This window comes from Nitrospira sp., from assembly GCA_016715825.1.
Lineage (GTDB): Bacteria > Nitrospirota > Nitrospiria > Nitrospirales > Nitrospiraceae > Nitrospira_D.
In genome coordinates this window covers 170491-189820 of the sequence record JADJXO010000013.1, presented here as the reverse complement: position 1 = coordinate 189820, position 19330 = coordinate 170491, and the positions used below count along the sequence as shown (strand labels likewise).

Sequence of the window (19330 nt, the reverse complement as noted above, 5' to 3'; positions counted from 1 at the left end):
GAATATGGCGTTGTTGCAACCTGGCCAGCCGGTCCGCCGTGGACTTCAATGGGTTGCCGGGCTATACAGCCTCGTGACTCAACTGCGCCTATGGTGCTATCGTCAGGGGTGGTTTTCGATTACTCGTTTGCCCTGTCGTGTCGTCAGTGTGGGCAACCTTACGGTCGGAGGAACGGGCAAGACGCCCGTCGTCATTTTCCTTGCACAGAGGCTGTTAGCCAAGGGACAACGAGTCGCGATCTTGAGTCGGGGGTACAAACGCACGAGTACGGCACCGTATTTTCTCGTGTCGAGTGGGTCGGAACTTCTGGCCGGTCCATCAGAGGCGGGGGATGAACCATTCCTGATCGCACAGCGGTGTCCTCAAGCCATTGTTGCGGTCGGTGCTGATCGGGTGGCACTCGGTCGTTGGGTGTTGGAGCAGTATCCTGTCGATTGCATCGTGCTTGACGACGGCTTTCAGCACGTGGCGCTTCATCGTGATGTCGATCTGGTCTTGCTGGATGCGACTGATGCAGCTGGACTGGATGCGCTGCTTCCCGCTGGGAGGCTCCGGGAACCTCTGACTGGATTGATGCGAGCGAGCGCTATCATCATGACTCGAGCTGAGGTTCGTCAGGAGGTTGACGCGATTCGGAACCGATTGCGAGATGCTGGTCCTTTCCCAGTACCTACGATTGAGGTTGTGTTTAAACCGGTGCTCTTCGTCTCGGTTATTGGAAGTAAGCAAGAGTCAGTGGGATGGGGCCTGAAGAGAAAGGCGTGGTTGGTGAGTGGGATCGGGAATGGCCCATCTTTTCGACGATCTGCGGAGTCTCTTGGGGTCGAGATCGTGGGAGAATCTGCATTCGAAGATCATCATCACTATACGCCCAGTGAGATCGTGCACATTCGTCAGGCTATGCAGGGCACAGGGAGCGAGATCGTTCTGACCACTGAAAAGGACGGAGGGAAACTCAGTCCGTTGCTGACGCCCAGCGATCCCTGGTGGATGCTTCGGGTTGGGGCAGAAGTGGTGCACGGTGAAGAACCGCTGCGTGCCCTGCTCGGTCTACCACTGTCAGAAAACGGTCAGCCATTGGAGGCTCGTGCATAGGACGCTCCCACAGCGAATCCTCGTACGGGCGCCGAATTGGATCGGTGATGCTGTGATGTGTGAGCCTGCCCTTCGTGGGCTTCGGTCGCTGTTTCCATTGGCGGAGTTGACGATGCTGGCCAAACCTAGCATCGCAGAACTCTACACCGGTTACTCGGGAGTGGACCACGTGTTGGTCTATGATGACAAGGGGACCCATGTCGGGATTGCTGGAAAATGGGCACTTGCAGGATTGTTACGCCGGCACTATTTCGATTTGGCCGTCCTGTTTCAGAACGCCTTCGAAGCGGCATTTCTTGCGTGGCTTGCCGGCATCCCCAGGCGCTATGGGTACGCCACCGACGGAAGGGTTCTGTTTCTCACTCAGCCCGTCGCTGTTCCCCGTCCTGAAAACCTGGTGCATCAAGTCGAGTACTATTGGAACATGTTGAAACCGCTCGGGGTCTCCGGTGACGCTCCGTTGCCTAGACTCCGTGTGTCGACCGATGAGGACCGCATGGTCGATGGTAGACTGGCATCGGCCGGAATTGATTCGGCACATCTCATGGTCGGTATCAACCCTGGTTCGACCTATGGCGGTGCCAAACGTTGGTTGCCAGAGAGATTCGCGGAAGTTGCGCAACGGATGGTTCGGCAACTGGAGAAGGAAGCGGGGGTGTGTGTCGCTGTAGCCATTCTCGGAGGGAGAGGGGAAGAGTCGCTCGGGAAAAATATTGCGTCTCGCCTTGACTGTCGATCGATTGTCTTGTCCGGAGCGACGACCATTCGAGAGCTCATGGCCGTGGTAAAGCGTTGTCGCCTACTTATTACGAATGATACCGGTCCGATGCATATTGCTGCGGCTTTTGGTGTCCCAATTGTTGCGGTCTTTGGGCCGACAGACTCTCGCACGACAGCCCCCTATGGGCAAGAACAGTCGGTGGTGCGAGAGCCCGTCGACTGTGCGCCCTGCCTTCTCAGAGATTGCCCAATCGATCACCGTTGTATGACCCGTCTTTCGGTCGATCGAGTGCATGAAACGGCCCTGAAACAAATCAGTGCAGGCAGAATCACGGAAGGCACGGTGAACGCAAACAAATTGAAGAGTCAAGAACCGGCCACCCTGGCAGCGAAGCGCTCAGCCAATCAATCCGGAAGCGAGTCAACGGTCCTTGATGGCTACACCATCTTTCTTGATCGAGATGGAACGCTGAACTCAGATCCCGGTTATATCAAGTCTCCTGATCTGTTCGAGTTGTTTCCCGGGGTTCCAGAGGCCCTTGCGAAGTTAAAACGCGCTGGTGCCCGATTGATTCTTGTGACCAATCAATCTGGGATCGCTCGAGGCTTCTTGTCGTACGATGACCTTGCGGCGATTCACACGAAGCTCAGTCATATTCTAGATCGTGCCGGGGCATCGCTCGAGGCCATCTATTTTTGCCCCCATCATCCGGACGACGGGTGTGCCTGTCGAAAGCCGAATCGGGGAATGATCGACCAAGCAGTGCGCGAAAGACGAGTGGACCTCGAACGCGCCTATGTGATCGGCGATCACGTCCGTGATATCGAACTCGCCAAGCGTGTCGGAGTGCGGAGTATCTTAGTGACGACGGGAATGATTCGTCCGCAAGAGATTGAAGGACTGAAAGCGTCGCCGGCAGCCCCAGAGTGGATCGCATCGTCACTGACCGATGCTGCCGATTGGGTGTTGTCCGATGCAGGTCACGTATCGGCTCAGAGAAACGACGGACGAGTCATGCCATAGTGAGGTTGTGATCGTACGAGAGCCGGGTATGTACAGTTTTTGAGGGACCTGGAGATGAGCCAATTGGTCGGTTTGTGTTCGATCCCATGTAATCTTTGCGGTGGGAAAGAGGTTTCGATTCTGTCGAATCGAAGTCGGAGTGGGAAAGCTTTGCAGACCGTCATTTGCCGTGCCTGCGGGCTCGTATGGTCGGATCCCCGACCGTATGATGCCAGGCAGTTTTATGAGGACGACTATCGTCTTTCCTATAAGCAAACCTACAGCCCGAAACCGAAACATGTGTTGCGCGCAGGCAAGGTGGCCTTATCACGATTCGAAAAGATTGCGCAGCTGTTATCGAGCCCGAAGGCTGTGCTCGATGTTGGGACCGGCGGAGGGGAATTTGCATACCTGCTGCACGCGTTGGGACATTCCGTCCATGGGGTTGAGCCAAATAGAGGCTATGCCGATCATTCAATACGAGAATATGATCTCAACGTGCAAGTTGGGTTTGTGCAGGACGCGGCATTCTTACCTGAATCGTTCGATGTGGTGACGATGTGGCATGTGCTCGAGCACACGGAAGATCCAGGTCGTGTGTTGGCCTTGTTGCGCTCATGGCTGAAGGTGGAGGGGATACTGGTCGTGGAGGTTCCCAATATCGAATCGACCTGTCAGGCTCCGAAGAACACATTTCATGAGGCGCATCTCTACAATTTTAACGTGGTGTCATTGCGCAGGTTGGCCAAGAAACATGGGATGCAAGAAGCCTGGCATGTGATCTCACGAGACGGCGGTAATATCACCATGTTTCTCACGCGCGCCGAACCGTTGCCCGAACAGCCGTACGAAGCGGAGATTCCAGGGAATTATGAGTGGGTGTCCAAGATTGTGCGAGGACACAGCGATCTCCGTCGCCACCTGACACCACTCCCTTACCTCAGGGCATGGGAACGTCTTTATCGAGCACTGAGAGAGAGAAGAGAAACCGCAGGCGCCACTAATGGCAAGGTGCTCCTTGATCAGCTCTATTCGCATTCGTTGAGAACCTATTCCGTAAGACAATGAATCAACTCAAGGAGCGAGAGAGCAGGCACGTGTGTTCTTCGGGCGTTGGTCTGTTCATTAAGGGATAGGCTCCGTGCAAGATCCTCCGGTATCATCTGTAACTTCACTCGATGGTGCCTCCTCGTCAGTTTCGGATCGCAGCCGTATACTTCTGATCAAACCCAGCTCGTTGGGGGATATCGTTCACACGCTTCCTGTGGTGTCGGTCATCAAGGCGCAATGGCCGGGATCACATATTACCTGGTTCGTTAAGCGTCAGTGGGCCGACCTCGTCGAGCGTGTTGAAGGGGTTGATCGTGTGTGGCCGGTTGATCCAACCGCATGGAGTTGGGTGAAGCAAGGACGGGCGCTCCAAACGGAGGGATTTGATCTCGCCATTGATTTGCAGGGACTGTTTCGTAGTGCGGTTCTCGCTTACGTGAGCGGGGCCCCGTTGCGTATTGGGTTTGCCAATGGACGGGAAGGGAGTCCGTGGTTCTATACGCATCGTGTACCTGTTCTCAATCCGGATGTCCATGCTGTTGACCGATACCTTCTCGTTGCTGCGGCTTTGGGGATAGTCGTGCCTAAGAGGCCACGGTTTGCCTTTAAAGTATTGGATGAAGATCTCGAAGTTGTTCGAGGGTTATTTGAACGCAATCACCTTTCCATCGAGAGACCCTGGGTTGCTATGAATGTCGGGGCGCGCTGGCCGACTAAGCGTTGGCCGCTCACGTCTTTTTCTGCTGCTGCGGATTTGGTATATGAATCATATCGTGATCCGATGGTTCTCATAGGAAGCTCAGATGACCAGCCGTCTGTCGAGAGGCTTCGTGAGTTGATGAAACGACCATGTATTGATTTGAGTGGTCAGATCCCGTTGAGGTGTTTGCCGGCTCTGCTCTCAAAGGCGACGGTCCTGATCACTAATGATTCAGGACCCATGCACATCGCTGCAGCATGTGGGATACCGGTGGTCGCGATATTTGGGCCGACCAGTGCGACTCGGACTGGTCCGTATGGGAAAGGCCATCATGTGCTCACGGGGCGAGTCTCTTGCAGCCCATGCTTTAGTCGTGTCTGCCGTCACGATCCGGAGATGGAGTGTCTTACGCTCATCACACCGGCTCACGTGGCGGATGCGGTACGACCGCTGTTAGCGGCCCATGGACCATCTCCATGAACGTGCTGATAGTCCGGCCAGATGGTATTGGAGATGTGCTCCTTTCCCTCCCTGTTGCGACACAGCTCCGAAGCCTTCTGCCGGGTGTCACAATAGGATTTCTCACCAGCCCGACAGTCGCCCCTCTCTTGGAATTTCATCCAGATGTCGACTATGTTCGAACGATTCGTTTCACGGCTCCCTTGAGCGAATTGCGTCGTGCGTTTTCCGGGGGAGTCGACACGGCGATCTTTCTGAAACCCTTTCATCGCTTGATGTGGGCTGCCTGGCTGGCTCGAGTTCCAGTGCGCGTGGCCACCGGGTATCGATGGTATAGCCTACTGGCCAATCGACGCGTGTACGAACACCGCAGTGAATTCTCCAAGCATGAATCGGAATACAATGTGGAGATGCTCAGCGGACTGCAGTTGCATCCTGGGAAGGTTCATCCTCCCACTCTGGTTCTCACAGATCAGGAGCGAGAGGCGGGGGCGTTACGCTGGACGGCTGTGTCGAGCCCGCGTATCGTTGTTCACCCAGGGGGCCTCTCCGCACGTCGCTGGAGGCCAAGGCACTATCGGGATCTCGTGGTCGAACTCGGACGTGCTGGTTACGGTGTGATGTTGACCGGGAGTCAAACTGAACGGAGCCAATTCGAACAGGATGCACCATCTACCGCACTACTTCCTGCAGGGGCCATCAACTGCATGGGGCAACTTTCTATCCGTGAACTCATGGCCGTCATTGCGAATGCGCACGTGGTGGTATCCGGAGCTACGGGGCCGGCTCATATAGCGGCAGCGCTCAAGATCCCAACAGTCAGCCTATTTGATCCTCGGCGAAACAATTTACCAGTGAGATGGAAACCTCTTGGTCCGGGAATCTTGCTGCGGCCGGACGTCCCTACCTGTGATAAATGCCTGGGAGCGATCTGTCCCTACTGGGATTGCCTCGATCGGATTACGATAGAGAAGGTGGTCGCAGCCATCGGCCAGGCGCTAGAACCTTCCTCGGCGTTTACTATTCTGCACGTTTAGGAAGGATCTGTAACGAGCTTGAAGGGCAGATGCATCGGTATTGTGCTTGACTCCTTTCATTTTATATGTTCATATTCTGAACGTTTAAGGTCAATCCATAACTGCATGAATCTACAAGGTAAACGAGACCTTCTTTTACTGACCGAAGTTGAACGCGATGGGGCGGTAACTCAACGGTTCTTAGCTATGAAGCTAGGGGTTGCTCTTGGTTTGACCAATCTCTATCTCAAGCGACTTGCCAGGAAAGGATACATCAAAATCACCGCCATTCCGTCTCAACGGGTTCGATATGTGTTGACGCCGCAGGGGGGTGCCGAAAAATCGAGGCTCGCCTATCTCTCGATGCAACACTCATTATCCCACTATCGAGAGATGCGGGCACAGCTCCGGGCAACGCTCTCACTTGCTGCGCAACAAGGGATGAAACGGGTGGTCATCTATGGGACCGGTGAGTTGGCCGAGATGGCATATCTTGCCCTTCGTGAAATGCAGTTGACGTTAGTCGGGTTTGTCGATGATGGGCAACAGGAGTCGTTTCTTTCCTATCCGGTTCGGCGATCGAAGGCCTTAGATCAGTGGGAATTTGATACCGTGCTGGTGGCAGACTTAGAAGAAAGTTCACGGTACCAGGCAGAGCTAGGCCGTCGATGTGTTCCGGATACGAAGATTCTCGTGCTGGGTCCATCGGAGTAGAGGCGCGAGCGCGCAGTGTTTTTTCCTGACTGTAAGTGAGAGGGCGAAGCTGTGTCCGACGACAGCGGGGATCAGGATAAGGCACGCATCGAGATAGAAAGCCTTCACTGGTACGCGGTGCGTACGAGGTCACGTCACGAAAAACTGGTGCGAGATCAACTCGACAAGCAGGGAATCGAGCCGTTGCTCCCGACCGTCAAGCGGTTGAGCCAATGGAAGGATCGAAGAAAGGAAATCGAGGTTCCCTTATTTTCCGGTTATTGTTTCGTGCGGTTTGCTGAGCGAGAAAAGGCGCCGGTGCAAAAGGTCACCGGTGTTGTTGAAATCGTGGGCAGTGCAAATCGGCCTGAGGCGATTCCGGAACAAGAGATCGATGCGTTGCGCCGTCTCATAACCAGCGTGCTTCCGTATGATCCCCATCCATACCTTCATGAAGGGACGAAGGTGGAAGTGATACGTGGTCCCTTGCAGGGTGTTGAAGGAATTCTGCTCCGGAAAGAGAAGCGACATCGGCTTGTCATTGGTGTTCGACTGATTGAGCAGGCAGCAGTGGTCGAGATCAATGTGAATGATGTGGTGCCAGCGTGAACAGTCTGTCGTCGGACTGGGCGATATCCTAACCTTCCAAATCAAGAGATTTCTCCCGTTGCCTGCTACGGGGAGGCTGCCGAATTGGTTAATTCCTTAAGAGTATACATGTCGGGGCCACACGTATGAACAAGGTCGAGATTCGCTCGATGTATGGAAGTACTGTTGTGACGGGGATGCGGGTACGCGTGGGCGTCGGAGTAATTGTCGAAGGAGCAGAAGGCGCCATGCTCTTAGAAAGGCGTCGTGATTGTGGATGGTGGGGATTACCCGGAGGAAAGGTAGAGCCTGGAGAGTCGCTTATTGATGCGGCCGTGCGAGAGGTGCTTGAGGAGACTGGTCTCACCGTGGAAGTCACACATCTGATCGGCGTGTATTCAGATCCCAACGGCCGGATTGTGACCTATCCAGATAACGGCGATGTGGTTCAACTGATCGATGTTGTCGTGGGGGCACGGGTGTTGTCTGGTCAAATCATGTGCAGTCCCGAGAGTGAAGAGGTGCGCTTCTTCAGCGCATCTCAATTGCCCGAGGAGATTGTGCCCCCGGCACGGCAACCAATTGCCGACGCACTTGAGGCGCGGAGCGGAGTCCTGCGATAGGATTGACGCATCATGACACCATTCCGTGACATCATGATTCTCGGACTTGGACGAGGCCTCCAAGTCCTCGCTGGGCTCATCACCATCAGGACGGCCACGACGATGCTGTCACCTGGCGAGGTCGGAAGTATGAATCAGCTGATGAGCCTTGCCATCTTAGGGACGTCGGCATTGTTGATGCCCGTGACGGCCTATATTGGTCGTGGATGTCTGGAGTGGATGGACGCTGGAATATTATGTCGCAGGTTGGGTTCCTATCTGCTCATTATATTAGCCGTTGCGTTGCTATCTGGTTCGATGGCCTGGGCCATTCAAACTCAATTGATGGTAGTCTCAGGAATGGCTCCGGTCTGGGTTGCGGGATTGGTCGTGCTCTTTACAATTGGTTTCGCGCTGCATACGATGGGGAGTTCTGGGCTGAATCTCATAGGGCATCGATTTCTCTATATTTTGTTCGTCAACCTTGCGGCTTGGGGAGGACTTCTCCTGGCCATGTGGTGGTCAAGGCAGGAGCCAAGTCCGGAGATATGGTTGCTTGGGATTTTTTGCGGGTTTCTTCTCTCGTCCCTTTCGTATGTCATTTTGGATCGGTATGCCAGAGAACATGTTCTGCCAGGGAGGCCTCACCTGCCTGGCGTGCTCCCATTCGATTGGAGCACGCTATTGGTCTTTGTGGCACCGCAGGCGGTCGCATTTTTGTTTTTCTGGGTCCAGACGCAAAGTTATCGGTTTGTGCTCAGTTGGGTGGCAGACATTACGACTGTTGGATTGTTTGCAGCCGGATACATGATTTGTTCGGTACCCATGCAGACGTTTGAAAACCTATTTAACGAATTTTACAGTCCGACACTGTTTCGCGCACTCAAAGGTCAAGACAGGGAAGGGATGGCTCGCGCATGGAACGATTATGCGGCAGCCTACATTCCCGCCGTCATTTTGTTTGGTGCCTTCTTGATTGGGAATGCAACATTTCTGGTGAAGCTCCTGTTGGGTGAACAGTTCCAAGCGATTGCATCGATTCTCGTATGGCCTGCCTTAACCGAGACCTTTCGTGCGATCTCCTCGACGCTCCATCACCTTGGATTGGCCAAAGTCGACATGACGGTTAATGTCCTGCCCGTCGCGCTTGGCGCGCTTGTTGCCCCGACGCTCGTGTACTTTTTGGCTTCTCACGAGCCGCTGCTTGGAACGGCAGTGGCGCTCTTGGTAGCTGCGGTGGTGGCACTTGCGGCGGTTGTTCCCATCAGTTGGCGTGCCTTACCCGTCGTGTGGCCGGTTCGTCGGATCAGGTATGCGATAGCCTTAGCTGTTCCGCTGTACTTATTAGGACGTGCGATGGGTGTCGGGTTCGGTGAAGTATCGGAAGCCGAAGCGATGGTCGCATTGGTGATCTCGGGGCTCACCATGGTGTTTATGCAGTATGTCATGGCAAAAGAGTGGATTCGTCAGGTTCGCCCCGTGGCGGGTAGGGTTTATCAGGAGACCAAGACTTGTTCCGAATATGGAACGGGTTCTCCCCAGTGAAACTGTCTGGCGACGGATGTCCGTCGGCCGTGTCTCAAATCATGGAAGTTGATTGTGGAAACATTGTCGACCAACAGAGTCAAAGAATTGAATTCTAAGAATTTGTAGAGATGTCTCTACATTCCTAGACGATCATGGATGCCAAAGTTGGCGAGAGGCGACAAGAGGTAATGCAGCCGGTGGTCTCGGTTGTGACACCGTCGCTCAATCATGGACGATTTTTGAGGCAAACGATCGAAAGTGTCGCAGCGCAGACATTCCGAGGCGTTGAACACATCGTCGTCGATGGGGGATCGACGGATGAGACGGTGAAGATCCTCAAAGAGTTTCCTCATCTCCGCTGGGTGTCTGAACGGGATGATCACGTTGTTGAGGCCTATCAGAAAGCTTTATCGATGGCGAGAGGTCAATACATCGTCCAGTGTTGTGTCTCGGATGGCTTTCTTGATCCAAACTGGTTTAGGAAATGCGTGGAAGTCCTGGATAAGGATGAAGAGGTCTCGTTGGTATGGGGATTTGCCCAGACCATGTCTGAGGAGGGTGATCTCCTGAATGTTTGCTTTCAAGAGTTGTTTTTGGATCCCCCTCCGCAGAAACAAGACTTTCTGGCTTTTTGGCTTGTGAGCGGATTTCCATTACCCGAAGGCAACTATTGTGTGAGAAGTGATGTGATCAGAAGGTGGTTCCCTGATGCACAATCGGAAGGTTGGCTTCGTACGTGCCCGCATCTCGGGTTTTTGTATCGGTTTTTTACGGAGGGGTATAGTCCGTATTTTATCCCAGCGGTCGCCAATTTCGGCCGAACACATCACGATCAACGGAGTCGGCGCTTGAGTACAGTGGAGAAACCGGCGGAAGCTGCCTACAGAAACGCCATAAAAGAGTACGGTCAGAGCGTCCTTAGTGGACGAGTGGCGCATCGATTTCGGAATGGTAGGCTGCAGGTGGTTGGTCAAATTCAGCCACACGAACTCCGCTCGTTACGGAGGAACATGTGGCGCCATCGATTACTTCGGTCTCGCCTGCTCCGCAGCGATCCGTATACGCTCGTGATGAAACTCAAAGGGCGTATAAAGTGCTGATCCTAAGTAAGGGACCAGCAGCATCGGGGAGTCCGGCATACTTTCAAGATTGCAGTTGTATGGTCAGCTTGGCATGATGGCTAAACGGTCCAGATGAGAAACATTCTGATACAAGTGAATGAGCGAGAAGGGTAGCGATGGCTATATCACGCCTGCCGACTAAGCGGTTGGATGTGCTCTTTGTCAACGCCGATTCGTCGTTACAGGCCTATCAAGGGTTGGCAAAGACTTATTCGGCGATTGAGCCACCCACATGGGCTCTCTTGCTCGCACAATCATGTCGCGCAAGGGGTTTTGGCGTGATGATTCTAGATTGTGACGCGGAGAAATTATCGCTGTCCGAAGCTGTGACTCGGATTCAAGGTGAAAGTCCTCGTCTCGTCGTGTTCGTGGTGTACGGGCAAAATCCTAATTCTGGGACGACCGGCATGATCGGGGCCAGCGCACTTGCAGCCGAACTGAAGCAGCAGCATCCGAACGTTCCCGTTTGTTTCGTCGGGTCTCATATCAGCGCCTTGCCGATCGAGGTTCTGCAGCTTCCGTTTGTCGATTTCGTGCTTCTTAACGAAGGCGTGTATGCGTTGCAGAATCTTTTGCAGACTGACCTCCAGTCCCGGCTGGAGGTTGTGAAGGGAATTGGGTACAAGACACGGGATTCCGGAGGATCGTGTCGAGTGGTCTTGAATGAGCCGCAATCGGTTGTACCGCAAGATCGGATGGACACCGATATGCCGGGCTACGCATGGGATCTTTTGCCATATCGGTCACGGCCGCTGGATTTGTATCGGGCGCATTTTTGGCATGCTGAGTTCGATCATGAGAAGCGCACGCCCTTCGCCGCGATCTACACATCCTTGGGATGCACGTTTGCCTGTGATTTCTGCATGATCAATATCCTCAACCGTGTCGATAATGGTAGTTCGGTTGATGCGGCGCAGTCACGTGGTATGCGTTTCTGGAGTGCGAAGCTCATTGCCGGAGAGCTGGAGAAGCTGGCGGAAATGGGGGTGGAAACTATCCGCATCAGCGACGAAATGTTCTTCTTGAATCGGAAGTACTACGAGCCTTTGTTACAGGACGTTATCCAGCGCAATTTGGCTTTGCGGATGTGGGCCTATGCCAGAGTCGATACGGTACGCCATGAATATATCGACCTGTTTAGGCGAGCCGGCATCAATTGGCTGGCGCTTGGAATTGAAGCCGGCAACCAAACGGTGCGGCAAGAGGTCTCGAAGGGATCTTTCCAAGAAGTCAATATCCGGGCGGTGTGCGATAAGGTTCGAGCCGAGGGGATGAACATCATCAGTAACTACATTTTTGGATTTCCAGACGATACGCTGGAGACGATGAGGGAGACATCGGATTTAGCGCTTGAACTGAATACGGAAATGGCCAATATGTATCCCTGTCAAGCTTTGCCGGGAAGTCCGATGTACCACATGGCCAAACAACAGGGTTGGAAGCTGCCGGAGAGCTACAGCGGGTACGCCTTCCTGTCGTACGATAGTCAGCCTCTTCCGACAAAACACGTCACGGCGACGGAGGTGCTGAAGTTTCGAGATGAGGCATGGCAGCAGTACTTTTCGAATCCTGCATACCTGAAATTGGTCGAAACGAAGTTTGGAGAGAACGAGCGGGCAAACGTCGAAGCTATGGCCAAGGTGCGGTTACGTCGGAAACTGCTCGGCGATTGATTCATATGCCATGCCCATGTGTATGAAGAAAACGCAGGATCTTCCAGCATGATCATCACGCGAACACCATTCCGTATTTCATTTTTCGGCGGCGGTACCGACTATCCGGCTTGGTATCAGGAGCATGGCGGAGTTGTGTTGGCGACCTCGATCGATAAATATTGCCATATCAGCTGCCGGTACCTCCCACCTTTTTTTGAACACAAGCACCGCATCGTCTATTCGATTATCGAGAATGTGCGTCGTGTCGAGGAGATCAAGCACCCGGCCGTCCGCGCCATTCTTGCGTGGGCAGGGTGCGATGATCAGGGGCTTGAGATTCATCACGACGGCGATTTGCCTGCACGATCGGGCCTCGGATCAAGTTCGTCGTTTACGGTTGGGTTGATTCATGCGTTAGCCGCGTTGCGGGGCAGATACATTCCGAAAGACGAGCTTGCTAACCAAGCGATCAATATGGAGCAGCACATCATCAAGGAGAATGTCGGGTCGCAGGATCAGATCTCAGCTGCATTCGGAGGATTCAATCGAATCGACTTCAAGCGGAACGATACCTTCCAGGTCTCGCCTATCGTCTTAGCGAAAGACCGGTTGCATGATTTTCAATCACATCTCATGCTGTGTTTTACCGGATTCTCACGAATCGCATCGGAGGTTGCCAAATCAAAGATCGATAACTTCAAGAGTCGGGAGGCAGAGCTTCATCGCATGAAAGAGATGGTTGACGAAGCCATCATGATCCTTCAGAACCCCAAGATACCGATCGAGGAAGTCGGCAGGTTGCTGCATCAGAGCTGGCTCTGTAAACGCAGTCTCTCTGACAGAGTATCGACACCGGCAATCGACGCGCTCTATGAAGAAGCGATGAGAGTGGGAGCCTTGGGTGGGAAGATTCTCGGAGCAGGTGGCGGCGGCTTTCTCCTCCTGTTTGTGAGGCCTGAGCTACAAGCAAAAGTTCAGGAACGTTTGAAGCATCTGGTACATGTGCCATTCCGATTTGAAAACTCAGGCAGTCGCGTCGTGTTATACCAACCCAATGGTCTTTCCTGAAGGAATGATGCAGCGGGATGCCACCATCTATGTTGCAGGCCATGCCGGGCTTATCGGCTCGGCGGTCGTTCGGCGGTTGGAGCGGGATGGGTACCGCACTCCGATCACCAGACAGCGAAGTGAATTAGATCTGCAGGACGGCAAACAGGTCTCAGCGTTCTTCAAAAAGATTAATCCGGCGTACGTGATTCTCGCTGCTGGACGAGTCGGTGGAATAATGGAAAATCAGACATGTCCCGCCGATTTCATGGATGAGAATATGGCCATACAGCTCAATGTGCTGATGGCTGCGCGTCGGGTCGGGGTGCAGCGGCTGATTCTTTTCGGCTCTTCCTGCATGTATCCTAGAGAATGCCCTCAGCCGATGGCTGAACATGCGCTCTTGTCGGGCAAGCCTGAACCGACGAGCTTGCCGTACGCGATTTCGAAGCTCGCAGGGACGTATCTGTGTCTGGCGTATAACAAGCAGGACCATGCAACCCGTTTCATTCCGGTGATCCCGAATAGTGCCTATGGGCCGTACGACAATTTTGACCCAAGCTCAGCTCATGTGCTGTCGGCACTTCTGGCGCGTTTTCATCAGGCCAAGGTGACCGGTGCTGAATCAGTCACGCTATGGGGAAGCGGTATGCCGAGACGGGAGTTCATCCATGCAGACGATATTGCGACGGCATGTGTGCTTCTGTTGAAAGAGGATAATCTTGCCCTCGAGCTTCCTCTCAATCTTGGGGTTGGGAATGATATATCCATTAAAGAGCTGGCAGAGTTAATAGCTGATGTCGTCGGGTATCGAGGAGAACTAAGATGGGACCTGACCAAGCCGGACGGTGCGCCTAGGAAACTGCTGGATAGTGCACGAATTCAGTCGATTGGATGGAAGCCTCAAGTCGAGCTTGGTCAGGGTCTGGCGGAGACCTATCAGTGGTATGTGGATCATGTCGACACGGCGACTGCATCCGTACACGAGGCTTGAAGGTAGTCGAATGGGTAGGGTGCCGTCTGTGTTGCACAGCGAGATAGTCCACGGTGGGACGAGTTGCGCACACGTGTGCAGTACGAAAAGGATGGGGAAATGACCAAAGATGAATTGATCGCATTTGAAGAAGAAATTGCCGTGTTGTTCAATGCGGGGAAAATTCGTGCGCCTATTCATTTGTATTATGGGAATGAAGAGGCAATCATTCAAGTGTTCCACAAGGTCCGAACGCAGGACTGGGTATTCTGCTCATGGCGCTCTCATTATCAATGCTTGTTAAAGGGAGTACCGAAAGATCGTGTGCGAGGTGAAATTTTGGCTGGACGCTCCATCTCACTATGCTTTCCGGAGCAGCGTGTTTTTTCTTCTGCCATTGTCGGTGGTGTGCTGCCGATCGCTGTCGGAGCAGCGCTGTCCATCCAACGGCGGGGTGAGGATGCCAAAGTTTACTGTTTCATGGGCGATATGACGGCTGAGACGGGCATCGCTCACGAATCGATCAAGTATAGTCGAAACCACCGTTTGCCGATCCACTTTGTCATTGAGGATAACGCGAAGTCCGTCTGCACCGATACCAGAGAGGTCTGGAATCAGCCCCGGTTGAGCTTCGAGGGCGCGGCCGATGAGTACATCAGCTACTATCGCTACGAAACCAAGTATCCGCATGCCGGTGCCGGCGTACGGGTTCAGTTCTAAGGTGAGCCATGAAATATTTTGACGAGCTGAAACGGTCGATGAATTTCCTGGCGCAGGACCCACGAACACTCTTTCTCGGGCAAGCGGTCTCCGTTGCGGGTACCGCCATGAGCAACACGCTTAAAGAGGTGCCGGCTGATCGTTTAATCGAGCTTCCGGTTGCCGAGGAAATGCAGATGGGAATGACGATCGGCCTCGCGCTCACCGGACGCGTTCCTGTGAGTATTTTCCCGCGCTGGAATTTCTTGCTCTTGGCGATCAATCAGTTGGTCAATCACCTGGATAAAATTCAGGTGATGTCCAACGGGGGGTACAAGACCAAGACCATTATCCGGACAGGAATCGGATCTCAGCGTCCGCTCCATCCACAGCATCAGCATGTGGGAGACTTTACAGAAGCGCTTCGTATGATGTGTAGCACGATAGAAATCATCAAGCTGGAAGAACCAAAAGATATCTTCCCAGCCTATGAGTGGGCGCTGTCGCGCGATGATGGGCACAGTACCATCATCGTCGAGTATGGTGACTATTACAGCGAGAAGTAGCGACGTCCAGTTGCGGAGCGGTGCAATCTGTATCGGAATGCCCTTGAGGGGTGTGATTAGGTGTCTATGAAATATCCACTGATGCGCAACAATATCCTTCGTGAAGATCTGGATGCGGTGATCGAGCATCTCAAACAGGAAGATCCGATCCTGACGCACGGCTCGAATGTGCGGGCGTTTGAGGCTGAATGGTCGGCGTGGCTGGGAGTGACGCACAGTGTCTTCGTCAATTCCGGAGCCTCGGCGAATCTCTTGACGATGGCCGTCCTAAAAATCCGTTACCCCGAGGGTGGGGAGGTGATCGTGCCGCCGTTAGCATGGGTCTCCGATATCGCATCGGTCTTGCAGAATGGGTTCACGCCGGTCTTTGTTGATATCGATCCTCGAACTCTGGGGATGGATCCGGACAAGATTTGCGCCGCGATCACGGAACGGACCCGCGCAGTCTTCTTGACCCATGTGCAAGGCTTTAATGGGCTGGAGGACCGGCTATTGAACGAGTTGCAGCAGCGGCGTGTTCCACTGATCGAGGACGTGTGCGAGTCCCATGGGGCCACGCACCATGGCCGGAAGCTGGGAAGTTTTGGATGGATCTCGAATTTTTCCTTTTACTACGCGCACCATATGAGCACAATTGAGGGGGGTATGATCTGCACGAATGATCAGGAGGTGTATCAGCAGGTCCGTATGCTGCGGTCTCATGGCATGGTTCGGGAGGCCAACGATCCGGCGGTCCAAGCGGCCTACCGATCTGCTAATCCAGAATTGAATCCTGATTTCATTTTTGCATTTCCAGCCTATAACACTAGGAATACAGAGATCGGCGGCATCCTGGGTCGAAGCCAACTGAAGCGTCTGGATCGTAACGTAAAGCGTCGGACGGAAAACCTCTTGCGATTTCTGCGGCAGCTTGATGCCGATCGATACCGCACCGATTTCAAGGTTGAAGGGTCAAGTAATTACGCCTTCAATCTCATCCTGACACGTCCGGACAACGCATTGGTTGAGCGCCTCATGAGAGTAATGCGCGAGGCGGGCATCGAGTTTCGACGTGGGAGTGCGGGTGGTGGTAATCAAATTCGCCAGCCGTATCTAAAAGGCGTTGTGCCGAATGATCACCATCTGCAGTTTCCGGAAACCGAGCGCGTGCACTTTTATGGTTTCTACATCGGAAACTATCCGGATCTGCATGATGAGGAGATCGATGAGTTGTGCAAGGTACTAAACTCCGCGTGAGACTGTCATGCCCTCGGCCGTGATTCTTGCCGGCGGGCTCGGGACCAGGTTGCGCAGTGCTGTGCCCGACCTTCCGAAGCCCATGGCTCCGATCAGCGGACGCCCATTTCTTGAATATCAACTCGATTATTGGATCAGCCAGGGCGTGAGCCGATTCGTGTTGTCTGTTGGGTACCGACATAAAGCTATCACGGAGCATTTCGGGCCTCGATACAACGGTGTGGACCTAGAGTACGCTATTGAGGAACAACCATTAGGGACTGGCGGTGCGTTTCTGCTTGCCGCAGAGAAAACCGGCCTTCGCGAACCGTTTTTGCTTCTGAATGGAGACACCTACTTCGGGGTGGACTGGAGTGTGTTGAATGCCTATGCCATGGAACATGACGCAGACTGGTGCTTATCGTTGTTCAGAACGAGTGAGCAGGGGCGGTACATGGGCATCGAGCTGTCGTCTGAGGGACGGATCACGTCGTTGAAGTCTGGCGTAGAGCAAGGGCCTCGCCTTGCCAACGGGGGAGTCTATTGGGTACATCCACGCGTCCTGTCAGGGGTTTGGCGCGTGGGTGTCAAGCTGTCGTTGGAAGACGACGTATTCCCTGCCGGTTTTGCCGCCGGCCAGCGGTTATTTGGGCTCGAATTCACGGAGACGTTTATCGACATCGGAGTGCCTGACGACTATCATCGAGCCGCCACCCTGCTAGCTGGCTAGGCTTGTACGATCACGGTTCAATCAGCAGAAAAGGACACATTCATGAATTTCAACATCCTTGTCACGGGCGGTGCGGGTTATCTTGGCTCTACCATGGTCCCAGATCTTCTTCAGCTCGGCCACAAGGTGACGGTGTTGGACAGCTTCATGTACAAGCAGTCCAGCCTCAACCATCTGTGCCACCATTCCAACTTTTCTGTTGTGCGAGGGGATATCCGCATCGAAAGTGTCATGGCTCCGTTGATCAAAAAGGCCGATATCGTGATTCCGTTGGCCGCGCTGGTGGGGGCGCCGATGTGCAGCCAGGACCCGGTGGGCGCGACCACCGTCAACCATGACGCCATCATTCTGATGCTGAAGCTGCTGTCCAAGCAGCAGATGGTCCTGATGCCCACCACCAACAGCGCCTACGGCACCGGCGATGAAAATAACTTCTGTACCGAGGAGTCGCCGCTCAATCCAATTTCAATCTATGCGAAGGAAAAAGTCGGAATCGAGAAAGAACTGATGAAGCGGGAGAACGCGATCAGTTTTCGTCTGGCCACGGTGTTCGGGATGTCGCCACGCATGCGGATCGATTTGCTGGTGAACGATTTTACGTACCGGGCTGTCTATGATCGCTTTGTGGTGTTGTTTGAAAGTTCCTTCAAACGCAATTACGTCCATGTGCGAGACGTCTCGCGTGTGTTCCAACATGCCATTTCAAACTTCGACAAGATGAAAGGCCAGATCTACAACGTCGGACTGTCTGATGCCAATGTGTCGAAGCGAGAGTTGTGCGAACACATCCAGAAGCAGGTGCCTGACTTCGTGTTCCTTGATGCCCCGGTCGGTAAAGATCCGGATCAGCGTAACTATATCGTGTCCAACGCCAAAATCGAAGCCACTGGGTTCAAGCCGATGTACTCGCTTGACGCGGGAATCAGCGACTTGATCAAGGGATATACGATGCTCAAGAACACGCGCTATGGGAATGTGTGATCGAGCAGCTCTTAAGAGCATTATTTATAAGTAGTAATGACTAAGCATGCACTAGCATGATTGAAGGTTGGTATTTTCATGGAGGTCGAAGCTCTCAACGGCCACCGGCGTTATGGTATCTCGGGTTCGACCACAGGAGGAGTGGTGGGCGATAGTCTCAGCCATGAGCATGCAATCTAAGGATGTGCCCAATGTTGTTCGGCATCCTGTGTCCCTCATGAGGGCTCATCGGGAATCCAGAAACGGGCATCGAGGAGTAATCGTATGGTTGACCGGATTGTCCGGATCCGGCAAATCAACACTGGCCTATTCGGTCGAGGAAGTACTTCACGGGTGCGGCTTCCAGACTGTCGTGCTGGATGGAGACCATTTCCGCCACGGTTTATGTCGCGATCTTGGCTTTTCCCCGCAAGATCGCCGGGAAAATATTCGTCGGGTTGGCGAAGTAGCAAAATTATTTATGGAAACCGGTACTATTGTGCTCACGGCCTTTATTTCCCCCTATCGTGCAGATCGTGAAAAGGTTCGCGGATTAGTAGGATTTGGAGACTTCATTGAGGTGTATTGCAATGCATCGATCGAAGTCTGCGAAGGGCGTGATCCGAAGGGGCTTTATCGAAAGGCTCGTCTAGGTCAAATTGCTGAATTTACGGGGATCTCATCTCCGTATGAAGTTCCGTACGATCCCGAGATCACCGTTGACAGCGGAGTTGCGGAGGTAGGTGTCTGCGTACAGCAAATTATTGTAGGAATAACGAAGCGCGGTATCTGTCAATTGCCACTGGCTTCAAGATGAGCAAGAGAGGCTGCCGCACGTTTCGAAAAGGCAGATTAGGTCTCCGCATGACATCGGTCGCCATATGGATCCCGGTGACAACAAAAGCCCAAC

The 19330-nt window shown here is 53.5% G+C and carries 19 protein-coding genes; all 19 read left to right on the top strand.

What is annotated here, in order from left to right; translation table 11 throughout:
• The first annotated feature begins 4 nt into the window (after positions 1 to 4).
• The 19 genes from lpxK to cysC all read left to right on the top strand — a co-directional run bounded on the left by lpxK (position 5) and on the right by cysC (position 19237).
• Positions 5 to 1096, top strand: coding sequence for a tetraacyldisaccharide 4'-kinase (gene lpxK, locus IPM58_17945; protein MBK9308923.1), 1092 nt, complete (start codon positions 5 to 7; stop codon positions 1094 to 1096).
• Entirely contained in the window at positions 1089 to 2840 is a 1752-nt protein-coding gene (gene waaF, locus IPM58_17940) for a lipopolysaccharide heptosyltransferase II (protein ID MBK9308922.1), read from the top strand. Before lpxK ends, waaF (IPM58_17940) begins: the two co-directional genes overlap by 8 nt.
• 54 nt (positions 2841 to 2894) lie before the next feature.
• Positions 2895 to 3887, top strand: coding sequence for a class I SAM-dependent methyltransferase (locus IPM58_17935; protein MBK9308921.1), 993 nt, complete (start codon positions 2895 to 2897; stop codon positions 3885 to 3887).
• Between the two features lie 73 nt (positions 3888 to 3960).
• Positions 3961 to 5049, top strand: a complete 1089-nt coding sequence (gene waaF / locus IPM58_17930; GenBank protein MBK9308920.1) for a lipopolysaccharide heptosyltransferase II — start codon at positions 3961 to 3963, stop codon at positions 5047 to 5049.
• Positions 5046 to 6065 carry a glycosyltransferase family 9 protein gene (locus IPM58_17925; protein ID MBK9308919.1) on the top strand — a complete coding sequence of 340 codons (1020 nt, stop codon included), beginning with the start codon at positions 5046 to 5048 and terminating at the stop codon, positions 6063 to 6065. Before waaF (IPM58_17930) ends, IPM58_17925 begins: the two co-directional genes overlap by 4 nt.
• 105 nt (positions 6066 to 6170) lie before the next feature.
• Positions 6171 to 6758: a winged helix-turn-helix transcriptional regulator gene (locus IPM58_17920; protein ID MBK9308918.1), complete on the top strand. Its 588-nt coding sequence runs from the start codon at positions 6171 to 6173 to the stop codon at positions 6756 to 6758.
• Positions 6759 to 6809: 51 nt separating this feature from the next.
• A complete protein-coding gene (locus IPM58_17915) occupies positions 6810 to 7346 on the top strand; it encodes a UpxY family transcription antiterminator (GenBank protein MBK9308917.1) in 537 nt (178 codons plus the stop codon).
• A gap of 125 nt (positions 7347 to 7471) precedes the next feature.
• A complete protein-coding gene (locus IPM58_17910) occupies positions 7472 to 7948 on the top strand; it encodes an NUDIX domain-containing protein (protein ID MBK9308916.1) in 477 nt (158 codons plus the stop codon).
• Between the two features lie 12 nt (positions 7949 to 7960).
• A complete protein-coding gene (locus IPM58_17905; protein ID MBK9308915.1) occupies positions 7961 to 9472 on the top strand; it encodes a hypothetical protein in 1512 nt (503 codons plus the stop codon).
• Between the two features lie 134 nt (positions 9473 to 9606).
• Positions 9607 to 10554: a glycosyltransferase gene (locus tag IPM58_17900; protein MBK9308914.1), complete on the top strand. Its 948-nt coding sequence runs from the start codon at positions 9607 to 9609 to the stop codon at positions 10552 to 10554.
• 167 nt (positions 10555 to 10721) lie between these two features.
• Complete coding sequence (locus IPM58_17895; GenBank protein MBK9308913.1) at positions 10722 to 12248, top strand: B12-binding domain-containing radical SAM protein; 1527 nt, start codon at positions 10722 to 10724, stop codon at positions 12246 to 12248.
• Between the two features lie 48 nt (positions 12249 to 12296).
• A complete protein-coding gene (locus tag IPM58_17890; GenBank protein MBK9308912.1) occupies positions 12297 to 13298 on the top strand; it encodes a kinase in 1002 nt (333 codons plus the stop codon).
• A gap of 7 nt (positions 13299 to 13305) precedes the next feature.
• Positions 13306 to 14271 (top strand): GDP-L-fucose synthase, encoded by a 966-nt coding sequence (locus IPM58_17885; GenBank protein MBK9308911.1) that lies wholly within the window; start codon positions 13306 to 13308, stop codon positions 14269 to 14271.
• Positions 14272 to 14370: 99 nt separating this feature from the next.
• A complete protein-coding gene (locus IPM58_17880) occupies positions 14371 to 14970 on the top strand; it encodes a hypothetical protein (protein MBK9308910.1) in 600 nt (199 codons plus the stop codon).
• 8 nt (positions 14971 to 14978) lie between these two features.
• Positions 14979 to 15515, top strand: a complete 537-nt coding sequence (locus tag IPM58_17875) for a hypothetical protein (GenBank protein ID MBK9308909.1) — start codon at positions 14979 to 14981, stop codon at positions 15513 to 15515.
• A gap of 81 nt (positions 15516 to 15596) precedes the next feature.
• Positions 15597 to 16751, top strand: a complete 1155-nt coding sequence (locus IPM58_17870) for a DegT/DnrJ/EryC1/StrS aminotransferase family protein (GenBank protein ID MBK9308908.1) — start codon at positions 15597 to 15599, stop codon at positions 16749 to 16751.
• 7 nt (positions 16752 to 16758) lie between these two features.
• Positions 16759 to 17460, top strand: coding sequence for a nucleotidyltransferase family protein (locus tag IPM58_17865; GenBank protein ID MBK9308907.1), 702 nt, complete (start codon positions 16759 to 16761; stop codon positions 17458 to 17460).
• A 42-nt stretch (positions 17461 to 17502) separates the two neighbouring features.
• A complete protein-coding gene (locus tag IPM58_17860) occupies positions 17503 to 18441 on the top strand; it encodes an NAD(P)-dependent oxidoreductase (GenBank protein ID MBK9308906.1) in 939 nt (312 codons plus the stop codon).
• A 163-nt stretch (positions 18442 to 18604) separates the two neighbouring features.
• A complete protein-coding gene (gene cysC / locus IPM58_17855; GenBank protein ID MBK9308905.1) occupies positions 18605 to 19237 on the top strand; it encodes an adenylyl-sulfate kinase in 633 nt (210 codons plus the stop codon).
• Positions 19238 to 19330: the final 93 nt, after the last annotated feature.